Raw genomic sequence first — 22521 nt, 5'->3', positions numbered from 1 at the left:
CGGCCTCCTTACATGCTGCGCCAGTCGCCACTTTGTTCAAAGGCATGCGCAGCCTGATACAGTTTCAATTCACCATAGTTCGCCCCGACCAGCATCATGCCGATGGGCAGACCTTCGCTCAGCCCGCAGGGGGCATTCATTGCGGGCAGTCCGCCATTAAAGGGCGCGGTATTTCCGATCATTTCAAAGGCGCGTTGCACATACAAGGTGATCGAACAATCCGCAGGCGGGATCTCCTGGGGTTTCATCGGGACGGTGGGCATCAGCAAAAGATCATATTGCCCAAGCGCTTGGGCATAGCGATCATTGACCTTGCGCATCAGGTTCTGGGCTTTGCCATAGAACCGCCCACGATATTGTGTCTGAAAGAATTCACCCAGAAACATGCATACCTTGAGCGAATGGGTCAGCTCATCGGCGCGGCTGCGCCATTGCGCCATGTGGTCGATCATTGACGGCAGGAACAGACCGCGGTAATTGGTTCCGGCCGAATTGCCGTGCATCATGTGATCCTGCAAGCCTTCGACCGTGATGGCGGTCCAGCAGTCCACCGCCAGATGGTGTTCCGGGATTGATACCTCTTCGACCCTTGCGCCCAATTCGCGGAACCGATCAGCGGCGGTGAGCACCTTTTGATCCACATCCGGTTCGCTTTCAGGGCGGTGAAACCCTTCCTTTAAGATGCCGATCCTCAGCCCCTGGGCGCCCCGTCCCAACGCTTCGGTATAGCGATAGGTTTTGGGTTTGTACTGGCGCGGGTCCAACCCGTCTTCGCCTGCCAATACCTCCAACAACAGGGCATTGTCGGCCACCGTGTTGGACACGGGCCCCACATGGTCGATGGTCTGTTCAATCGGCATGACGCCGGTATAAGGGACCAACCCATGCGTGGGTTTCATCCCGTAAACGCCGCAGTTGGACGACGGGATACGGATCGACCCGCCCTGATCCCCGGCAATGGCCATATCCACCTCGCCCGCCGCAACCAATGCCGCGGAGCCGCCCGACGACCCCCCGGCCATATACCCATGTTTCCACGGGTTCTGGATCGGCCCCTTGGCCCCGGTATGGGACCCGCCCGACAGGCAGAAATTTTCGCTATGTGCCTTGCCCGCGATCACGGCGCCTGCATCCAGCATCCGGGTGACGATGGTGGCGTCGATTTCGGGTGTGTAGCCTTCCATGATGGACGAGCCGTTCATCATCGGCACCCCCGCCAAACAGATCGTGTCCTTGAGCGCGATCCGTTTGCCGCGCAGCGGACCATCTGGCGCGCCGCGCACTTCGGTTTTGACGTACCAGGCGTTCAGCGGGTTTTCCGAAAAGTCTGGGAAATGACCCGGGGACCTAGGATACCGCACCGGGGGCAGGTTGTCAGGCGTGGCGTCCAGCCGGTCATAGGCTTGGATATATGGTTCCATGATGGTGGAGAATTCCGCCAGCTCGGCGTCGGTCAGGCTCATCCCGAACCGGGTGGCCATGTCGCGCATCTGGGCAAGGGTGGGGCGTTTGACTGTCATGTTGGTTCCCATTTGTGCGGGTTGATGTGCAGGGTGCGGGGCGGCATGTTGGGCAGCGTGTTGAGCGGTTTTGGCGATAGGACGCGGGGTGTCGTTGCCCCGCGTCGATCTGGCTGCGCCAAAGCCCAGGAATTGATCAACCTTGGCCTGATCGGACAGCTCATCCCGGCTCAGCGCGCCGGTGATGCGGCCCCGCTCCAGCACCAGAACCCGGTCCGACAGATCGGCGATAAAGTCAAAATTCTGCTCGACCAGCAGGATCGACAAACCGCGCGCCTGCCGCAGGTTCAGCAGGGTTTCGGCCATTTCTTCGATGATCGACGGCTGGATGCCTTCGGTTGGCTCATCCAGCAACAGGAAATCCGGGTCCCCCATCAAACAGCGCGCGAGTGCCAGCAATTGCTGTTCACCACCCGACAGCGCGCCGCCATCGCGGTCCAGCAGCGGGCGCAGGCGGGGGAAATCGGCCAGAACGGCCTCCATCACATCGCTCTCGCTGGCGCCTGCGTATTCGTGCCAGGCAAAGCGCAGGTTGTTGCGCACCGACAGCTGCGGAAAGATCCCGCGCCCCTGTGGTACATATCCCAACCCCAACCCGGCGCGTTCATAGGGGGATAGGCGGGTGATGTCGGTGTCGTGAAACCGCAATGTCCCCGATGATGGTGGCAAGAACCCCATCAGCGTCTTGAGCAGAGTCGTCTTGCCCATGCCATTGTGGCCCAAGATGCCGACGACTTCGTTTTCGGCGACGGAAAATTCGATCCCGTGCAGGATCGGCACCTTGCCATAGCCGCCCGACAGGCTTTTGACATCCAATACATGGGCGGTGTCTGTTGATGTTTCTGTGCCCATATCAGGCCTTCTTTCCTAAATAGACATTGCGCACCATCGGGTCGGACATGACCCTATCGACATGGTCCTCCATCAGCACTGCGCCCTGATGGAACACGGTGACGGTATCGGCGATCGAACGGATGAATTGCATGTCGTGTTCAACGATCACGATGGCGGCGGTGCGGTTCAATTCGTGGATGATCTCGGTCATGCGGGCGACGTCTTCGGCGCTCATGCCTGCTGCGGGTTCGTCCAGCAACACCAGCCAAGGGTCGCCAACGGCAACCAGCCCCAATTCGACCCGTTGGCGTTCACCATGCGCGAGTTGGCCCAGATCGTTGCGGGCGATGGCATTCAGCGCCAGCCGGTCAATGATATCCTGTGCCTTGGCATTGGCGGTTTTGGGGTCATGAAACCGGCGCGCTGCCAGCCAGATGTTTTCAAACACAGACAGCGCGTCCAGTACATTGGGGGTTTGGGTCTTGATCCCCACACCCAGCGAGGCAATATCATGCGGCATCCATTGCGTGGTTTCCAACCCGCGCATGAACACCTGACCTTCGGTCGGGGTTTGCAACCCGGCGACGCATTTGAAGAAGGTGGATTTTCCCGCCCCGTTGGGACCGATCAGACACCGCAGCTCGCCCGCGCGCAGTTTGAAATCCACGTTGTTTGACGCCACAACTCCGCCGAACCGCATGGTCAGACCTTGGGTTTCCAAAACAATTTCAGCCATGTTGACGCTCCCTGTTGCGCATCCGGCGGGTGTGATGAATGCGGCCCAACGGGCGACGGCCAAAGCTGATCTTCCAGAGGCCGCTCAGCGCCGGGACCACGCCACGAGGCAGGAACAGCACGAACAGCACCAGGATCAGCCCGGTGATCAGCGTGTTGTCGACAACGCTTTGTTGTCCCAGCATGAATTTGAGATAGGCCAGCCCGGCCGCGCCCAGGATCGGCCCCAATCGGGTGCCAAGCCCGCCGACGATGCACCAGATGATGATCTCCGCCGATTGACCCAGCGAAAACAGGCTGGGGGTGACGATTTCGCCCCAATTGGCAAACAGCGCCCCGGCCAGCCCGGCAATGGCGGCCCCAACAGCAAACAGTACGGTTTTGCGGGCGCGCACGTCATACCCCATCAGCGACATGCGGGTTTCGTTTTCGCGAATGCCCACCGCAACCCGGCCAAAGCTGGAGCGGAGCAGCGCCGAGACCAGGATAAACACCACCGCCAGCAGCACGGCACAGACATAGAAATAGGCATCCCCCCAGATATAGGCATCCGGATCGCCAGGCACGTTCAGGGTCTGAAAGCCTGGGATACCGTTGAAGCCACCCAACCGTGCATTGCCGATCACATACTGTGGTCCTGCGGTCGAGTTGATGAATTTGAACAGGATCAGCGTGACCACCAATGTGATCACACCCAGATAGACATCCGTCAGCCGCCCATAGAACATCATTGCGCCCAACAGCGCGGCGAACAGCGCCGGAACCAGAACGGCGATGATCATCGGCAGGGTGCTTTCGCCCATGTTGATGGCCGCGATGGCATAACTGTATGCCCCCAATCCGAAAAATGCGGCCTGACCAAAACACAGGATGCCACCGAACCCCCAGATCAGCCCCAGGCTAAGTCCGAGCATCCCATAGATGATCAGGACGGTCAGCGTATAGGTGCTGATCATCAGCGGCAGGATCCAGACCAGCAACGCGGTGACAATGACGGTGGTGATGACGTCTTTTGACAAGGTTCCCTGCATCACAGCTTTCCCTTGAAGAATTTGCCGGTGATCCCCTGTGGCAGCAGGCGCAGCAGAACCACGGCGGCCAACAACAGGGCGACTTCGCCCATCACGGGCGAGACAGCAAAGGTAAAGATCTGGCTGACCGCGCCGAACAACGTGGCGCTGGAAAACAACCCGGCGATCAGCGCAGGGCCCCCCGCGATCACGGTGATGAACGCCTTGGCGATATAGGCTCCGCCTGATGTGGGTACCAACCCGACCAGAGGTGCCAAAACCGCCCCGGCCAATCCGCTGAGTGCCGAGCCGCAAAAGAACGTCGCCATATAGATCCGGTCCGGGCTATAGCCCAACGCCGCCGCCATGTCGGATCGTTGCATGGCACCGCGCGCGATCAATCCTGCACGAGTGGACTTCAGCACCACCAGACTGGCGATCAGCAGGGCAGCCGAGACAAGGATGATAAAGAAGTTATAGCCGTTGATCTGATAGCCCCCCACCGTAAATCCGGGGATCGGGGTCGAAATGCCGGTGGTGGTATTGCCAAAGATCATCGTGGCCAATCCAATGAAAAACAGGCTGAGCCCCCAGGTCGCCAGCATGGTATCCACCAACCGCCCATAAAGGTGCCGGATCACCAGCCGTTCTACGATCAATCCGATCAGCCCCACCACGATGGGGGCGATGATCAGCATGGCAACGAATATGTTTACGCCCAGCTGCACGGCGGTGATGGTGGCGTATCCGCCCATCATCATGAATTCACCATGGGCGAGGTTGATCACTTTCATCATGCCGAACACGACAGCCAATCCGGCACTGATCAGGATCAGCGAGGCTACCGCATAGAGCATTTCAACAAGTATGACGAATGTCAGGTCCATGAGCCTTTGTTTTCTTTGGGAGAAAAAGGAAGGGGCAGGGCGGCCCAAAGCCACCCTGCAACAGATCTGTGAGAGCGTCAGATCTGGATTTCGTATTGGGTGTTGTCGCCGGGGTTGGCCGACAGATCACAGACCGCCTGGGTGTCGATCGGCTGGCGCTGGGGCAGGGTTTCGATCACCTTCATGCCCTGGTTCTCGAACTCCATGATATGGACATCCAGAACGGCGTGATGGGTTTTCGGATCTACCGTGATCTTGCCCGCGGGTCCGTCGATGGACAGCCCGGTTTCCAGCGCGGCTATCACCGCATCGCGATCCAGCGATCCGGCCTGACGCACCGCTTCGGCCCAGGTCAGCACACCCTGATAGTTTGACACGGCAATCTCGTGGATCGAATTGCTGTCGCCATAGGCGTTGGCCCAGTTCTGCTTGAACGCAGCATTGGCGGGGGTGTCCAGCTCCTGGCTGTACTTATAGGCTACCATGATGCCGTTGCCCTCTTCGGGGGTCAGCACCTTGTGTTCGTTGCCCACACCCAACGTGGTCGACGCCAACGGTATCCGATCTTTCATACCAGCCGCCGCCCATTGGCGGAAGAACGACAAATGCGCCCCACCAACCAGCGGGGCAATCACCAGATCTGGGGCCGCGGTCTGGATTTTGGCGATGGTCGAGCCAAAGTCGCTGACATCCAGCGGAAAGAAGTCGACCCCAACAGTTTCGCCGCCGTTTTCGGCGACAAATTTCTGGATCCAGCGGGCAGTGATCTGTCCATAGTTGTAGTCGGCGGCGAGGATATAGACCTTCTTGCCCGCCTTTTTCATCGCATAGGGGACCAGGGCTTCGACCTGCTGGGCCGGGGTCACGCCGTTGATAAAGATATTGCGATCACACACACCGCCTTCGTACAGAACATTATAGAAATACAACGTCTTGGTCTTGCGCATGGTCTGGCGGATTGCCTCGCGGCTGGCCGACAGGATGCCGCCATGCACCACGTCCACTTTGTCCTGACGGGTCAGCTGCTGGCCGTATTGCGAATACAGCGCCATGTCGGATTGGGTGTCATAGCCGATGACCTCGACCTGTTTGCCCAACAGCCCGCCGGACTGGTTGATCTCGTTCACCGCCAGGCGCATGGCCATATCCATCGGTTTGCCATAGGCATCAAAGATGCCGGATGTGTCCAGAACCGATCCCAGTTTGATCCGGTCCCCGGCCATGGCCACTTGCGGCAGCAGGCCCGCTCCGGTCAGGGTCGCGGTTCCAGCCAGAAAGTTACGTCTGTTCAATGACATGTCTTGTCCTCCTTGATGTCTGTTGGATGAAGATGAACAGGGTTTGCCCTGCTTCAGCTTTTGTCTTTTGGTTTGATACGGTTGGCGTAATCGGCGGTGCGCCCGGCAAGGTTGGCATCAAAGTCGAGCCCGATTTCCTCGCCCATCTGTTTCATCGCGGGCAGGCGCACGGCCATGCCCAGGATCTGATCCATCGCGGCCCCAAAGGCCCCATCGACACCTTCGGTTGCCCCGGTTCCAGCGCCACCGGCACCGGAGATCTGGTTGATGCGGATCGAGTCGATCTTTTCCACCGGCTTCATCATCTGGGTCATGATTTCCGGCATCCGGTCCAGTTTGCGCTCTTCGAGCCGCATCCGGATCACCGCGTCGCTGAGGGTATTTTCAGCGGAGTTGAGCGCGACACGACCGGCGGCTTCTGCCTCCATGCGCAACCGGTCGGTTTCGGCCACTTTGGCGGCGGCGGTGGCATCGGCCTGGGCCCGCGTCAGCAGGGTGTCGACGTCGCGTTTGACACGGGCCTCTTCGAGATCCAGTTCCTTGTCCTGTTGCAGTCGGGCAATGGCGTGTTCACGTTCGGCCACGGCGCGATCCTTTTGTGCCTGAACATGTTCGCCAGCCAACAGGACCTGGGCGCGGGCCTGTTCCTCGGCTGCTTTGGCTTCGGATTCTTCGGCCCGCTTGCGGGCCAGTTGGATTTCGTTGGAAATCTTGGCCTCTTCGAGCGCCAATAGGGCGGCCATTTCGGATTTACGAAGGGCTTCATCCTGTTCGATCTGGGTGGTCTTGACGCGCGCTTGGCTGTCGATGCGGGCGGTTTCACTGGCGCGCTGGGCCTCAACCCGGGCTTGATCCTGGCGCGATGTCGCGTCCGCTTCGAGCCGGGCCAGATGTTCCTGTTGGGCAATCTCGGCTTCGCGTTCCTGACGATGCAACTCCAGCTGGCGTTGATGTTGGGCCAATTTGCTTTCACGCACGGCGATGTCGGATTCTGTTTCGGCCCTGATGCGGGCCTTGCGCTGCTCGGCGACCAGTTCGGCCAGCCGCCGCATCCCCTGCGCGTTGTATGCGTTGTTTTCGTTCAACTGTGCCAGATCGCTTTGGTCAACCGAGATCAGCGAGGCCGAAACCAGCGTCAGCCCCAACAGGCTGGCCTGTGTTTCGATGGCTTGCGCAACATCCGCAGAGAAACCGGACCGATCCAGATGGATTTCGTCCAAAGTACGCGCCGCGGCAGCATTCTGTATGGCGTTGACCAATGTCCCGGCCAGAACGTCCTGTACGGTATCTCCGCCCCGGGCAATGCGCTGGCCCAGGGTTTGGGCGGCGGTTGCGATGGCGTCTTCTGACGGAGCGACCCGCAGTTCGAATTCGAACACCACATCTGCACGCATCTGGTCCCGGGTCAGCACCGCGTCGCGGCCCTGTCGGGTGGTGGCAAATGTCAAAGCCCCCATCGAGACCTTTTGAACCTGATGCAGAATCGGCAACGCCAGACACCCGCCATCCGTCACCACACGGCGTCCCCCGAACCCGGTACGTACCAGCGCCGTATCCAACGCCGCCTTGGCGTAATAGCGTTGCAGAAACCAGATCCCGACAAGGATGATCAGCGCAGCGAGCACCAACAATACAACCCAAAGCAAGACAATTCTCCCCGACTTAGCATGTGTCATGACGCCCGCTTTCAAGCGGTGCGACGACTGTTCGCTAAACCGTGGTGGATTTTACTTTCCAATTCAAGTAATAATTTGAATTGGAAAGTAAATATAGATAAGCTATTGATTATATTTCTTTTATTACTTCAAATTTCAATCCATCTGCGCGTGCCAGGTAAATCGGTGCACGTTTGCTCTTGTTTGCAGAGAGGCATTTTCGACCACTGCGATGAATCACCGGCAGCGCGTTGGACAGGTTTTTTTCGTGCCAGATCGAGGCGTGGCCTTGCATCAGACCGGCCAAGAAGTGAACCCCTTCATACGTCGATTGCCCCAAGGCATTCAACACGGGTGCCTGGTCGCCATGTACTCCGTAATACAGCTCCTTGAAGGCGGCGTTGGCCTCGGTCGGCAAGGTGCCAAAATAGGACGATGCGGCAAACATGCGTTTGGTATTTCGGGCACCGCTGGCCATCAGAGCGTTTTCCTCGATTGCGCAGGACAGACGAACCACACGTTTGTGCAGGCCCGCTTTGCCAAAGGCCCGGTTGAACGTCACGGCATCCTGACCAACCAGCGAAATCAGCACGGCATCGGCATCCGATTGCCCGATTTCCCTGACATATTGGTCCATGTTTTTCAGCCCAAACGGCAGATATCTCTCATAGGCCAGCCCGACTGCCATTTCGCGCAGCTTTGCTTTGGCATACAGATGCGAGGTGCGCGGCCAGACATAATCATTGCCGATCAGTGCCCAACTGCGGGGTTTGTATTCGCTCTGGATCAGGGCCATGGAGGGGCCCAGTTGCTCTTGTGGGGTTTCTCCAATGGCAAACAGGCCCGCCGTGCTCTCTCCGCCCTCGTAGAGGGGCGTGTAGACATAGGGGATGCGCTGGCGCACAACCTTGCTCAGACGCTGGCGGATTGCGCTGATATGCATGCCGACAATGGCGTCGATCGATTCTGTTTCGATCAGGTCATTGACGGTTTCTTCGATCGGGATGCTCGCCTCCAATGCGGCATCCAGCATGATCAGCTGTACCTTGCGCCCGTCCAGCCCCTGAGCGCGATTCAACTCTTCCACTGCAACCTGTGCGCTGGAGATACAGGAGGGGGCCCAGATCCCGGCCGAACCACACAAAGGGATAAGCAGCGCGATGCGATACGTGCCCTTGGCGCGCGTCAGCGGACCCTCGCGCAGTTCCTCCAATTCGGTTGGAACATGAGGACCGGGTGCAGATGTCATCATTTCGGCGTCGCCCTTTCGCTCGGTGATGGGGACCCGCCACATTCCATTTGAATTTATTTTCCAAGTCAACTAAATTCTCGAATACAGGAAACGGTGAGCGCCATGGATGATCAAATCAGTCCGATCAGCAACTATCTCTCTTATGCACTGGCAGCGGCGCATCGCGCGGTGAACACGTCACTGGCGTCGCGGCTGCGCAAGCATGGCATTCAGATCGAAGCATGGCGGGTTCTGGAGACGCTGGAGGCGGACGGACGCCTGACGATGGGGCAGCTGGCCGAGATCGTGTTGATGAATCCTCCAACGCTGACCAAGATGGTGGATCGAATGGTGTCGGATGGTTTGGTGCACCGACAGGTGGCCCAGAATGACAATCGCCAGATCAACCTTCTCCCCACGGCCCTGGGGCGTAAACGTATGCTTCAGATCCGCCAGGAAATCGACGACCATGATGCGGTGATCCTGGGGCAGTTGGGTGATCAGGAAACCCAAAAGCTGATCCAGTTGCTGCGTGGTCTCACGTGAGACTCTGAAAATGGGCGCTGTACCCGCCACCGGGCAAGAATTTTAGGTAAAATTCTTGGGCGGCGACGGTCAGGTGCCGCCCAAGGGCCGGGATGTGTGCGTGTCAGCTATGAAGATCACCTGCGTCCATCACTTTGCGCTGGACGGGGCGGCTGTGGCACAGCGCCAGACAGGCTGGATCCGGTCGAATTCGCGGTCAAGGGGCAACGCCCAGCGGACGTTGCCTATCCAGTTATGGATCTGCCATTTTGGCGCTTGGGTGGCTCAAACCGGTTGCGTGCACAAGTCGAACAACCGGGATAGATCACCTGCGGACAGGTGATCAAACCGGTCGGACAGGGCTTCGATTTCGTCTGCGCGCGCGCGCCCCAGTATCGGGTCGGCCAGAGCGTGGAATTTGTCCGATATCTGTGCGTCGCTGAGCGGGCGATCCGCGTCACCGCGCGGTGTCCGTGGAGCGTCTTCGATCCGGCGACCATCTGTCAGAACCAGCGTCACCTGAGCCCATCGTTTGTCGGTGCTGATACGGGTCATATCATCGTCGTCGATCAATTGGACCGACCGGCTGACGCGCAGGATATCTGGATCATTCAGGGCTGCATCGGTCAGTTCATTCACCCCGACCTGACCGCGCACGATCATCGCGGCAACGGGAAAGGCGATGGAATAGGCGAAATCGTCCTGGGTCCGGGGTTCGTGCCCGGCCAGACGGGTGGCATAATGAAAGGTGCGGATTTCGACGTTCGAGATCTGATCATGGGTCAGCTCATTGTCGCGCATCATATCATGCACCGCGTCGAGCGATGGGTGTGCCCACCGGCAACAGGGGTAGGCCTTGTAGTGGGTGTAATCGACAGTGCGCCATCCCGTCCCTAGATCCTGCCAAAACTCTTGCCCTTCGGGGCCTTCGCAGGTCAGGGCGGGGGCACCCGTAAACCCTTCCAGTGCCAGATAGGCCGCTGTGACACCAGAAGGCGCGCCCCATCCGACCCCGTCACGTACCATTGACGGGTGGTCGATGCAGCGCATCATCTGGCTTCGCGGGCCGTGATATTCTCCGATCCCGGCGGCCTGGCGGATCTGTTCGCTGTCTCCGCCCAAAAGCGCCGCCCCCGCCGCTGCCACGCCCACGGCGGTCCAGGCTCCTGACGTGTGATAGTCGTCACAGGTGGCATGCTGGACCAATCCCGCGCGATAGGAAATCTCGTAGGCGATGGCCAACAGCTCGGCAAAACGTTGTCCATTGATCTGTTGTTCGCTCGCCTGTGCCATGGCGATCAATGCGGGAAAGATAGCTGAACCTGCGTGCCCCTTGCAGGGTGTCACCCCGTCATGGGCGTCGATGCTGTCGATGGTAAAGGCTCCGGCCATGGCCGCGCCGACCGGGCTGGTCGCCCGCCCGTCCATCAACATCCGCGCAGATCCCGCCGACCCGCTGCCAAAGATCATCGGAGCAACCTTGCGCGCAATTCCTGACAGCGGGGTTGTGGCACCTACGGCTGCAACACCCATCGTGTCCACAAAGCTGCGCCGCAGCACGTGCAACACGGACGCAGGCAGGGCGTCATAACGCAAATCGGCGGCGAAACTGTCAAAAGGCAGGGTCATTTGGTGTCGTTTCCCATTGGGCATACAAAGGCGGCTCGGGTTTCAGCCTCGGGGCAGCCGGGAAGCAGATCAAGCACGTCCGCGACTTTTGGCGTCGTTTCCGGGGCACCTGTGCTTAGTGGTCTTCTGTGCCTTGCGCCTTGAACTCGAACACCGGGACAAATGTGGCAGGTGCCAGAGAATGCTGGATCAGCGCAACATCAGGTTGCACACCTGATATGACCTGGATCGCGGGGCCCAGATGGGTGACGTCCAATTTGTTTTCGATTGCCCGAACCGCCATTTCGATGGCCAGACGCCCCTGGAGCACCGGCATGTCCGTCGGCGCGGCTATGATCCGGTTGCGACGAATGCCACGATGCACCGCGTGGGTGAAATAATCTGACACGATCCGGACCTGATCCTGCATCCCGCGGGCGCGCAGGACGGAAACCGCGGCTTCGGCCGCCGGTGCCGATCCGACGATATAGTCAAGATCCGGTGCCTCGTCCAATGCCTCTTCGATCAGCAGCACCTGAATTTCCCGCCCGGTATCGCCGTATTTGGTCACCGCTATTTCGGCCGAGCTGTTGCGTACAGCCGTGCGAAACCCGGCTTCGACAAATCTGACCCAGCCGGCCTTTTCCGGGCCGGGGAACCAGGCAACCTTGACCGGGTCAGAGCCCTTGGGGTGGGCGCGGGCGATCACTCGGCCGGCTTCGGCCCCCATTTCGGTCCAGGAGACGCCGACTTTGGCCGTGATTCCGGGATCTGCGATATCATTCACGGCGGCAATCACCGGAACGCTCTGGGCAATCCGTTCAACTGTTTCGGTCAGCCCGTCAAAGGAAACGGTGCCCAAAACCAATGCGTCCGCCTGATCATCCACACAGGCTTCGATCTGCTGGATCTGTCGGTCCAGGTTGGGATAACCGCCTGCTTCGACCAGGTGGAAAGAGACGCCCAACCGGCGGGCCTCTTCGACCATGCCATAATTCACGCTCAGCCAATAGGCATCCTTGAGATGTGGATACGAGACGCAAATGGACCAGTTTTGCGATGCTTTATCAATTGGTTGATAGTCGATTTGGGAAAAGGAACCGGTGTAGTCAAACGCCGTATCCGGTGCGTTCAACTGCCAGGTTTCAGCCATGGCAGTGCTGTGCAGAATAGCAAACCCCAATATCAAAATTCGACGCATAGCAGCCCTTTATGTTGACCGGACCATAGGTGGACAGGTGCAAAAGGGAAATCAAATTTGCTCTTTTAGGGCAAACACGCTTAGGGTTCGGGATGTTGAAAAACCTTGGCCTGGGTGGAAAACTGCTGCTCGCGTTCATCCTGATCGCGGGTCTCCCCACCATTGCAGGGCTGTTGGGGGTGTTCGAGCTTCGCGAATTGGCGCGACGTCAGGCGATTGTCATCAACCAGACGATTCCGGTGATCGCCGATGTGCGTGGTATCACGGAAGAAAGCACCCGGATCATTGCGATCGCGCCGGAATTGGCCGAAGTCAACACCCAGGAAGACAGGACCGAACGCACCGCGTTTCTGTCCGAACAGGTGGACGCACTGATCCTTCGTCTTGATCGCCTGGACGCCCGCGGTTCCACAAACACCACCGACCTGCGCAGAACTGTCGCGGATGTGGCCGACACGGTTCAGCACCTCAACAGCGTGGTGGCACGCCGGATTGCGCAGTTCAATATTCTGAAGCACCAGATCACTGATGTGTTGGAGGCATCCAATACGTTGTTGGATATGGCTGATACATTGGTGGCCAATGCCGAAATGGGTACCACAGCAGTGGTATCGAGCCTTTATGACGCGGGGCCAGGGACATCCGTGGACAGCAACCGCGCTGATACATTGGACAAGCTGCTCGAAGTCGATCTGTTCCAACTGGGATTGATGTTCGAATTGCGCTCACGGACGGCCGAGATCGGTTTGCTGATCAACCGGATTGACGAGGCCACCAGCGCCACCGAGCTGGGCGAGATTGCTGCATCATTGACGCATCGGCTGTCCATCGTATCACGCCGGATCAAGGCGATCCCGGACCCGGGACGCCTGAAACAAGCACAGGTTCTGTTGCAACGGTTACGCGTTGCGACGGATGGGGCTCCCAATCTGTTCGAGCTGCGCCAAAGCATTCTGGACACCAACGCGCAGATTGGCGTCGTCAAACAAGAGCTTCAGGATGCGGCGATCCGGTTGGGCGGCGAAGCGGGCGCAGTTGCCGATCGGGCCCAGACACAGGCGATCGAAACCGGTGAACGGGCGGCGGCAGATGTCCAACAGGCCCAGACGCGCAACACGGTTGTGGCTGTTGTGGGCCTGATATTTTCCCTGGCCATTTTGTGGTTCTTTATCCGCGGCAACATCACCCTGCGGCTGGACCATCTGTCCAACGCGATGACGGCCCTGGCCAAAGGCCGGTTGGATCGGCGGATTGCCGCGACCGGATTCGATGAAATTGCGCGTATGGAACAGGCGGTCGAAGTGTTTCGCAAACAGGCGATTGCCAAATCTGAACTGGAAAAGGAACGGGATCGCACCGAACGCGAGCTGTTGGAACATCGCAACAATCTACAGGCAATGGTTGCTGAGCAAACCGAGAAATTACGCCATGAAGTCGAAGCCCATGACGTGGCCCGGCGCGAGGCTGAAGCCGCAGACCGGGCCAAGTCCGAATTCCTGGCCATGATGAGCCATGAAATCCGCACACCGATGAACGGGGTGCTGGGCATGTTGCGTGGATTGACGGATGAACCTCTGTCCAGTGATCAGCAGTTGCGGCTGCGCGCAGCCATCGCCTCGGGGCAGAATCTGCTCAAGATCCTCAATGACATCCTGGATTACTCCAAGGTCGAAAGCGGCGGGTTGACCAATGATCCGGTTGCGTTTTCGGTTTCCGATCTGGTCACGGACATTGTGGTTCTCATGCGTCCCAGCGCGGATGAAAAAGGGCTGCATCTATGGCTGGACCTGGCAGATGACGTGCCGCATGTGGTGCGTGGAGACGTGGCCAAATTGCGCCAGATCCTGTTCAACCTGCTGTCAAACGCGGTGAAGTTCACGGATCAGGGCGAAGTGATCCTGAGGGTGCGCGCCAATGGGGGTGGCTCCGACGCCTGTATGCTGACCTTTGAAGTCAGCGACACTGGCCATGGGATCGCCAATGAAGCCAAACGCCGGGTGTTCGAAGCCTTCGAACAAGAGGATGACACCAGCACACGCGCATTTGGTGGCACCGGATTGGGATTGGCCATCAGCCGGCGGTTTGCACAGGTGATTGGTGCGCGGTTGACCCTGGAAAGCACCAAGGCTGTCGGGTCGGTGTTTTCGCTCTCGATCAATTTGCCGATCGCGCAAGCCCGCGACCTGGTGTCTCCAGAAGCTGCGCTGGCACCAGGATTGAGCAAAACGCCGCTGCGCGTTCTGGTGGTGGAAGACAATGAAATCAATCAGATGGTCGCACAGGGGTATCTGGAGCGGATGGGTCACAGCTGCCAGTGTTTGGCAAATGCCGAAGACGCGCTGAAGCTTCTTCAGGAGCAGCAGTTTGACGTGGTGCTGATGGATGTCGATCTGCCGGGGATGAGCGGGACCGATGCCACACGTCTGTTGCGTCAATCGTCCGATCCCTATCTGGCCAGTGTTCCGGTCATCGGCATCTCGGCGCATGTTCTGGATGATCAGATTGAATCGCATCTACAGGCGGGAATGCATGGGTTTGTTGCCAAACCGGTTTCTCCGGAACGTCTGTCCCAGGCGTTGGACCAGGTGGCTGCCGGACACCAGGGGCGGGTTTTCCTGTCTTCAAGACGAACGGCGAAGGCAGATCAGCGTCACCTGGACGGGCTATCGCAGGTTCTACAGACCAACGCGCGTGATTTTGGTGCAGAAAAAACGATTCAGATTGCACAGCTTTTTTTGGACCAGCTGGGCCAGGATCACAAGGAATTGCTGCGCGCCGTTGAACAGGCCGATTGGCATCAGGTGGCCAAAACGGCGCATCGGCTAAAAGGGGCAGTCGGGAATTTCGAACTGGATTATCTGGGTGATTTGCTGGCTCAGGCAGAACGTCAGGCCAAGAGAGGCACCAAGGCCGAGGTTGCCGGATTGATCACAGAGATCAATGCTCTGGTCCCGCAGATCGAATCCGCCATGGCCGAGGCTCAGGACCGGTTTCTCAAAGTCAGCTGAGCGGCGCAGTGAATACATACCCTTCTCCGTGAACCGTGGTAATCACACGCGGATGGGCCGGGTCGGTTTCCAGTTTGGCCCGCAATCTTCGGATCAGCACATCGACCGTTCGCGGGTTGGCACCATATTGGCGATGGGTGATCCGGGTCATCAATGCGTCCCGGGTGATCACCTGTCCGGCACGGCTGACCAGACAGTCCAGCATTTCGAACTCGGCGCGGGTCAGGGGAATGACCTTGGCGTCGTCCGATTGCAGATGCCGGGCGGTGACATCGAACCGGAACGGCCCGAACTGGTAAATCCGCCGGGACAGACGGCGAATGTCTTCGGTGCGCCGCAACAAATTCTTGATACGGGCCAGAAGTTCGCGCCTGTTGAACGGTTTGCAAACATAGTCGTCGGCCCCCAGCTCCAACCCCACAATCCGGTCCACATCGTCGTCACGCCCGGTAACCAGAATGATCCCCAGATCAGATTTGGCCCGTTGTTCCCGGGTGATCTGCAACCCGTCCTTGCCGGGCAGGTTGATATCAACCAACAACAGGTCCACATCCTGTTCGGTCAGGATCACTTCCGCGGCATCGGCGGTTTCTGCTTCGGAGATGCGATACCCCTGTGCATCCAGATAGCTGGCCAACGTCGCCCGAGTCACGGGTTCGTCCTCGATGATCAGAATATGGGCCATGGATGTTGTTTCTCCCCGAGAATGCCCAGTCTGTTAACAATTTTTAACAACATTGACCAGCCTGTTCATCACATCGGGCTGACCTGTTCATATCCCACACCTAGCCTGACCCACAGAAAGCAGCGCTTTCGACAACCAACATCCCCGGCAAAAAAACGGGGTTTGGGACAACAGGGAGGTCCTCATGAAGTTTAAGTTTCAGATGATGATTGGCGCAGCGTCGCTGGCATTGGCGGCACCAATGGCGATGGCGGCGGATTCATCCGATCCGATCATCATTCCAACCCACAACTGGTCCAGCCAGATCGTGATGAGCCATGTGGTCGGTCAGATTTTCGAATCCATGGGCAACAACGTCGAATATGTTTCGACCGACAGCCAGGCGGTTTATGAATCCGTGCGTCTGGGCGATGTCACGCTCGAACTCGAAGTGTGGGAAGGCGCTTTTGGCAAGTCGTTCAATGAAGCGGTGGCCAAGGGCGGTCTGCATGATGCAGGCGACCACAACGCCGTCACGCGCGAAGATTGGTGGTATCCCGCCTGGACCAAGGACGCCTGTCCAGGCCTGCCCAGCTGGGAGGCGCTCAACAGCTGTGCCGCTGAATTTGCGACTCCGGAAACCGGGGACAAGGGCAGGTTTCTGGGCGGTCCGGTTGACTGGCTGAAACATGATGCAGAACGTGTCGAAGCGCTGGGCATGAATTTTACCGTGGTCAATGCGGGCTCGGCTTCGGCATTGTGGGCCGAAGTGGCCGCGGCGGAAAAGACCAAGCGCCCGGTGGTTATCTTTAACTGGACGCCGAATTTTGCCGAAGCCGTCTGGCCCGGTGAATTCGTCGAATTTCCCACTTGGGTTGATGGCTGTGACACCGACGCGTCGGTGGGTCCGAACCCGGATGCGACCTATGACTGTGGCAACCCTGCCAACGGCTATCTGAAGAAAGCGGCCTGGGACGGGATGAAGGACAAATGGCCTGCGGCCTACGAGGCGCTGACCCAGATCAGCTTTACCAATCCACAGATCGCCGAAATGGCCAAGCTGGTTGATATCGACGAGATGGAGCCCGAGGACGCGGCAACCGAATGGTTGGAGGCCAATCAGGGCACCTGGCAGTCCTGGACCAACTAACTCTGCCCATCATTCACACTTTGGAACCGGGGCGGATCTCTGCCCCGGCTCTTTGACATCAAAAGAAAGAAAGACCATGACCGCGCCCGTAATCTCCTGCAAAAACGTCTGGAAACTGTTTGGGGCCCAGCCCGAAAAATACCTGTCTTCGCTGACTGGCAACCCCAGCTTTGATGACATCCGTCAGGCGGGGTATATCGCGGCTGTGCGCGACGTGACGCTGGATATCTCCAAGGGCGAAATGTTGGTGATCATGGGATTGTCGGGGTCGGGGAAGTCGACCTTTGTGCGTTGTCTGTCCCGTCTGATCGACATCACCGGCGGCGAGGTGAAGGTCGAGGGTGAGAACATCGGCGACATGAGCGAACGGGAATTGATCGACCTGCGCCGCAACAAGATGGGCATGGTCTTCCAAAGCTTTGGCCTGTTGCCGCACCGCACCGTGTTGGACAATGTGGCCTTTCCGCTGGAAATGCGGGGGCAGGATCGTCATGAACGCCGCGCCCGCGCCATGGAAGTGGTCGAACTGGTGGGGCTCGCCGGACGCGAGGATTATTTCCCCCGCGAATTGTCCGGTGGTCAGCAACAGCGCGTCGGCATTGCCCGCAGCCTGGCGATTGAACCGGATATCTGGTTTCTGGATGAACCGTTTTCCGCGCTGGACCCGCTGATCCGGCGCGAAATGCAGGACGAATTCCTGCGCTTGCAGGAAATGCTGGGCAAGACCATCGTCTTTATCACCCATGATTTTGACGAAGCCCTGCGCCTGGCCGACCGGATTGCCATCATGAAGGACGGTGTCGTTGAACAATGCGACACCCCGGATCAGATCGTGCTGAACCCGGCCACCGAATATGTGGCAAAATTCACCGAAGAAATCGACAAGGCCCGTGTGGTTCATGCCAAGGGCATGGTGCAGCCGGTCAATGGGCACATGCTGACGGGGGATGCTATTTCCGGGGATAAAACGATCCTGGAGCTGGCGCGGCTGTTGGTTAATGACAGTCGGGATTATTTGCCCGTGTCGGGAAGGGATGGCGCAATAATCGGCAGCCTAAGCCGCCAAAAGGCGCTGGACGTGCTGCTGGGGGACGCGGCATGAGCGACCGTGCCTTGAACCTGGCGGAACCGGACCTGCAATGGACCCCGCAACGGGTGGCCGCAGCCATGTTGGTTGCAGCCGTTGTGTTGCTGTTGGGAAAAAACCTCTTGCCCGCTGGGCTGGTGCGCCCTCCAGACTGGTTGGTCTGGCCTTTTGCCGACTGGATCAACGCCCTCTTCAATTTTCTGCGCGATGATCTGGGGCTGATGCAGGTGACACGGGCCTTTGCCGCAGGTGTCGAGTGGTTGTTGGATGTAACCGCCAATCTGCTGTACGGCAAAAACCGCTGGCCGCGTGTCGGCCCGATCCCATGGACCGTGATTGCCAGTATCGGTTTTGTCATCGGCTATGCGTTGCAGGGGTGGCGTCTGTCGCTGTTGACCGGGGGCACATTCGTTTGGATCGCGGTGATGGGGCAGTGGAAATGGTCAATGGAAACCCTGTCGGTGATCGTCGTGGCTGCCCCGTTTTCGATCCTGTTCGGGCTGTTGATGGGTATCTGGGGGTGGAAGTCGCGCCGGTTCGAACGGGTGCTGAACCCGATGCTGAACATCGCGCAAAGCCTGCCGCATTTTGCCTATATGATTCCGGTGGTGGTGTTCATTGGTGTCGGCCCCAAGGCCGGTGCCATCGTCACCATCATCTTTTCCGTCCCCCCCATGATCCGCATGACCATTCTGGGTCTGCGCAAGGTCCCGGACGAAGTCATCGAAAGCGGTCACATGTGTGGCGCAACGCGTTGGCAATTGCTGCGTCATGTTCGGATTCCAACGGCACGGACCGAAATTCTGGTCGGCGTGAACCAGGTTATCATGCAATGTCTGGCGATGGTGGTTCTGGCCTCGTTCATCGGAATGCCCGGACTGGGTCAAAAGCTGTTGCAACTGTTGCAGGCGCTGAAAATTGGACGGTCGTTTGAAATCGGTGTGACCATCGTTTTGCTGGCCGTGATGCTGGATCGCTGTACCAAGGCCTGGGCCACCCGTCAGCCGGAGCATTTTGAAAAAGGCACGTCCTTTGCGATGCGCAACAAATATTTACTGATAGGCGCCGGGTTGGCGGCGCTGTGTTTCGCACTGGCCCAGGTGTTCCCGGTGATGGACCAGATCAGCCGTCGTGATGCCTTTACCATTTCGAAACCCGTCGATGCGCTGGCTGATTGGATCATCGTGACAATTGATCCGGTGACACAATGGTTGCGCTGGTTCCTGATCACCTGGGTTCTGATCCCGATCCGGGACGGTTTCCTATGGTTGCCGTATACAGCGGTGCTGATGTCTCTGGCGGCAATTGGTTGGGCCATTGGCGGTGCGCGTTCGGCGCTGATCTGCCTGGCGTTCTTTGGTCTGATCGCCATGTCGGGCTGGTGGGATCGGGCGATGATCACCGTCTATATGGTCGTGGTTTCGGTGATCATTGCGGCTTTGGTGGGCTTTCCGTTGGGGGTCTGGGCGTCGTTCACAAAACGCCGCGCGGCCAGCGCGCTGTTGATCTGCGATACGCTTCAGACCTTTCCCAGCTTTATCTATCTGATCCCGGTCGTGATGCTGTTTGGCGTGAATGACGTGGCTGTCATCGGGGCCGTGGTGCTATTCGCCGCCGTGCCGCTGATACGCTATACCATCGAAGGGCTGCAGCAAGTGCCAGAAACATTGATCGAAGCCGCCGACATGTCGGGGGGCACCCGGATGCAGACCCTGTGGAAGGTGCGCCTGCCCATGGCCTTGCCGACAATCATGATCGGGGTGAACCAATCGGTGATGTTTTCGCTGTTCATGGTAATCATCGCAGCCTTTATCGGCACCCAGGATCTGGGGCAGGAAATGCAACGCGCCCTGTCTTCGACCGACGTGGGCAAGGGGCTTGTCCTCGGATTTGCCGTGGCGTTCATGGGGTTGATGGTGGATCATCTGGTCACCCGATGGGCCAGTGGCAAGAAACAGGCGTTGGGTCTGGAGTGATCTCTGATCCGGCGGGGCGACCCGCCGGAGTGTTACTCTGAATGCAGCAGGTGTTTTTGGATCCGGTCAAACCCGTACCCGATATGAATACGTTGAACAAACCCGACGGCTGACAGGTCGCCGTGTTCCATCGCCTGAACCAAATCCTGTACTTCGCGCACCAGAGCGGTTGCAGCGTCAGCGCCGGTTAACTTGGCAATGCGATGCCAGGTGCTGGCCGCCTGGCAATAGGTCTGCCACCAGAAGGATTGCAGCGATGTATTGCCGATCAGATCCACCACCAGAATGTGCAGCCGATGGTTCAGTTCCACATATCTGCGTGGGTCAAACTCCTGCTCCAAGGCTTTGACCTCGACCAACAGATCCCCGACGCGCTGGCGATCTGGGGCGGTGATCTTTCGCGGCGACAGGGTTCCGATCAGAGTCGCCAGATGCAGGCGCATTTCATAGACATGGCGGATCTGGTCATCGGGCAGTGCCACCACCACGGTGCCCACACCATTGCGGGTTTCGACCAGCCCCAGATGTTTGATCCGGCTGATCGCATCGCGCACCGGCGTGCGGCTGACCCCGAATTCCTGCGCCAGATCTGCCTCTTTGAGCTGACGCCCCGGCGGGTAGTCCAGAAAACAGATGCGCTTTAGGATTTCGGCCTGGATCACATCGACGGTGGGTCTCAGGTCCTGGGGGATCTGTGTGGGTGTCACATTCATGATCTTGTCCATGTTCGGGAGCGGCGATTTTATCCGCTCTGCCGGAGAAAGAGAAGTCGGTTTTCTTTGAAAATTTCTGATGCTGTATGCATGGGTGGTCAAAATTTGAATATACTGGTGTAAAAATTCTATTTACAGCCGCACCTGTGTACAGCTATGCCGGAAAAATGATCTGGCGATGTCGTCAAATCCGAGTCGAAAACCCACCACCATGGCCGCGACCACGCGGCCACCAGCCCAATTGAAAAGGTGCACGTCATGTTGGAGCAGGCAAAACAGAGAACCCGGAACCTTCAGGCCCGGATGAAGGACACTGGCATCCGCAAGGCGGTTTTCACCGACGAAAGCTCAATCGCTTATCTGGCCGGGTTCTGGGGGTATCTGGGTATTGAATTCGGCCGGCCAACCATGTTGGTCGTCGATGCCGAAGAGGCACCCATCGTGATCACGCCGCTGATGGAATCCGAAATGGTGGCGGAAATGACCTGGGTCGAAGATGTGCGCGTCTGGGAAGACATGGGCCAACGCACCTGGGGCCGGGCTCTGGCCGGGGCTCTGGGCGAAAAACCCTCCGAAATCTGGGTGGAAAAGACAACCATTCCCGCCATTGTGCGCAATCACCTGGACGAGACATATCCTGGCCTGCCGCTGAAAGACATCGCACCGGTTCTGGGCGCAATGCGGGTGATCAAAACCCCGTTTGAAATCGAAGTCATGAAGGAAGCAGGCCAGATCGCTGGCGCGATGATGGGCGCCGCGCATGACAGCCTGCGTGCAGGCGCACGGGAATTCGAAAGCGCCCTGGCGGTGATTGATGCCGGATCGCGCCGCGCCGCCGATTTTCTGACCGACAAGGGATGGGACCGCTTTGTGTCTCCGATGATCCACAACTTGCAGATCCTGCAAAGCGGCAAGGATGCCTCGATGGTGCACCGCCGCGCCAGCGTCAAACAGTTCGAGAAATTCGACCCTGTGTATTTCTGCTTCTGCAACATGGCGCAGTTCAAACAATACAAACTGGGCTTTGACCGGATGTTTCACATTGGCGATGTCCGCGACCAAGATCGCCGCTGCCAGGAGGCGGCCATTGCGGCACAACAGGCGGCCATCGCCGCCATCCGCCCCGGTGTGCTGGCCGAGGACGTCGCGGCTGTCGCGAATGAGGTCTACCGCGACCGTGGCTATGAGACAGGCTATCGCACGGGGCGTTCCATCGGCGTGGCTTACCTCGAGGCACCCGAGCTGAAAGCCGGGGACAAAACCGTGTTGCAACCGGGCATGACCTTTGCCGTGGATGGCGGGATTTCGGTCGATGGTGTAACGGCCGGGCGGATTGGGGATTCCGTGGTGGTGACCGAAACCGGGGTTGATTACATCACGCAATATCCCCGCGAAATCCTGCTAAGCAAGGGTTGACCT

Annotated in this window: 17 protein-coding genes; 6 read left to right on the top strand and 11 right to left on the bottom strand. The window is 58.6% G+C overall.

The window, feature by feature from the left end; genetic code table 11:
* Positions 1–8: 8 nt before the first annotated feature.
* From K3727_17950 to K3727_17920, 7 genes are all read right to left on the bottom strand, one after another.
* The gene (locus tag K3727_17950) at positions 9–2372 is read right to left on the bottom strand and encodes an amidase (GenBank protein UWQ90625.1); all 2364 of its coding nucleotides are present in this window, start codon (positions 2370–2372) and stop codon (positions 9–11) included.
* A 1-nt stretch (position 2373) separates the two neighbouring features.
* Positions 2374–3090, bottom strand: a complete 717-nt coding sequence (locus tag K3727_17945; GenBank protein UWQ90624.1) for an ATP-binding cassette domain-containing protein — start codon at positions 3088–3090, stop codon at positions 2374–2376.
* Complete coding sequence (locus tag K3727_17940; protein UWQ90623.1) at positions 3083–4120, bottom strand: branched-chain amino acid ABC transporter permease; 1038 nt, start codon at positions 4118–4120, stop codon at positions 3083–3085. The genes K3727_17945 and K3727_17940 overlap by 8 nt, the downstream gene beginning before the upstream one ends.
* Positions 4120–4986, bottom strand: coding sequence for a branched-chain amino acid ABC transporter permease (locus K3727_17935; GenBank protein ID UWQ90622.1), 867 nt, complete (start codon positions 4984–4986; stop codon positions 4120–4122). Before K3727_17935 ends, K3727_17940 begins: the two co-directional genes overlap by 1 nt.
* 77 nt (positions 4987–5063) lie before the next feature.
* The gene (locus tag K3727_17930; GenBank protein UWQ90621.1) at positions 5064–6284 is read right to left on the bottom strand and encodes a transporter substrate-binding protein; all 1221 of its coding nucleotides are present in this window, start codon (positions 6282–6284) and stop codon (positions 5064–5066) included.
* 53 nt (positions 6285–6337) lie between these two features.
* Positions 6338–7960: a flotillin family protein gene (locus K3727_17925; protein UWQ90620.1), complete on the bottom strand. Its 1623-nt coding sequence runs from the start codon at positions 7958–7960 to the stop codon at positions 6338–6340.
* A 109-nt stretch (positions 7961–8069) separates the two neighbouring features.
* On the bottom strand, positions 8070–9188 hold the full coding sequence (locus K3727_17920; protein ID UWQ93445.1) for a substrate-binding domain-containing protein: 1119 nt from the start codon (positions 9186–9188) through the stop codon (positions 8070–8072).
* A gap of 105 nt (positions 9189–9293) precedes the next feature.
* Between K3727_17920 and K3727_17915 the strand changes: the two genes are divergently transcribed.
* Entirely contained in the window at positions 9294–9716 is a 423-nt protein-coding gene (locus K3727_17915) for a MarR family winged helix-turn-helix transcriptional regulator (protein UWQ90619.1), read from the top strand.
* Between the two features lie 264 nt (positions 9717–9980).
* Here the strand turns inward: K3727_17915 and K3727_17910 are convergent, their stop codons facing one another.
* Together K3727_17910 and torT are read right to left on the bottom strand one after the other, a co-directional pair.
* Positions 9981–11324, bottom strand: coding sequence for an MmgE/PrpD family protein (locus K3727_17910; GenBank protein UWQ90618.1), 1344 nt, complete (start codon positions 11322–11324; stop codon positions 9981–9983).
* 115 nt (positions 11325–11439) lie between these two features.
* The gene (gene torT / locus K3727_17905) at positions 11440–12504 is read right to left on the bottom strand and encodes a TMAO reductase system periplasmic protein TorT (protein UWQ90617.1); all 1065 of its coding nucleotides are present in this window, start codon (positions 12502–12504) and stop codon (positions 11440–11442) included.
* A 110-nt stretch (positions 12505–12614) separates the two neighbouring features.
* On the opposite strand from torT, the gene K3727_17900 reads away from it, so the two are divergent.
* Complete coding sequence (locus K3727_17900) at positions 12615–15512, top strand: response regulator (GenBank protein ID UWQ93444.1); 2898 nt, start codon at positions 12615–12617, stop codon at positions 15510–15512.
* Here the strand turns inward: K3727_17900 and K3727_17895 are convergent.
* A complete protein-coding gene (locus K3727_17895) occupies positions 15505–16197 on the bottom strand; it encodes a response regulator (GenBank protein UWQ90616.1) in 693 nt (230 codons plus the stop codon). The two genes, K3727_17900 and K3727_17895, sit on opposite strands and share 8 nt — an antisense overlap.
* A 184-nt stretch (positions 16198–16381) precedes the next feature.
* On the opposite strand from K3727_17895, the gene K3727_17890 reads away from it, so the two are divergent.
* The 3 genes from K3727_17890 to K3727_17880 all read left to right on the top strand — a co-directional run bounded on the left by K3727_17890 (position 16382) and on the right by K3727_17880 (position 20389).
* Positions 16382–17326, top strand: coding sequence for an ABC transporter substrate-binding protein (locus tag K3727_17890; GenBank protein ID UWQ90615.1), 945 nt, complete (start codon positions 16382–16384; stop codon positions 17324–17326).
* 76 nt (positions 17327–17402) lie between these two features.
* Positions 17403–18428: a glycine betaine/L-proline ABC transporter ATP-binding protein gene (locus K3727_17885; protein UWQ90614.1), complete on the top strand. Its 1026-nt coding sequence runs from the start codon at positions 17403–17405 to the stop codon at positions 18426–18428.
* The gene (locus tag K3727_17880; protein UWQ90613.1) at positions 18425–20389 is read left to right on the top strand and encodes an ABC transporter permease subunit; all 1965 of its coding nucleotides are present in this window, start codon (positions 18425–18427) and stop codon (positions 20387–20389) included. The genes K3727_17885 and K3727_17880 overlap by 4 nt, the downstream gene beginning before the upstream one ends.
* A 32-nt stretch (positions 20390–20421) precedes the next feature.
* Here the strand turns inward: K3727_17880 and K3727_17875 are convergent, their stop codons facing one another.
* Positions 20422–21114 (bottom strand): GntR family transcriptional regulator, encoded by a 693-nt coding sequence (locus tag K3727_17875; GenBank protein UWQ90612.1) that lies wholly within the window; start codon positions 21112–21114, stop codon positions 20422–20424.
* A gap of 246 nt (positions 21115–21360) precedes the next feature.
* Here K3727_17875 and K3727_17870 point away from each other — a divergent pair, with 246 nt between their 5' ends.
* A complete protein-coding gene (locus K3727_17870; protein ID UWQ90611.1) occupies positions 21361–22518 on the top strand; it encodes a Xaa-Pro peptidase family protein in 1158 nt (385 codons plus the stop codon).
* The last annotated feature ends 3 nt before the right edge of the window (positions 22519–22521 follow it).

The organism is Rhodobacteraceae bacterium M382 (genome assembly GCA_025141015.1).
Lineage (GTDB): Bacteria > Pseudomonadota > Alphaproteobacteria > Rhodobacterales > Rhodobacteraceae > Aliisedimentitalea > Aliisedimentitalea scapharcae.
This window is presented reverse-complemented; position numbering and strand designations above follow the sequence as displayed.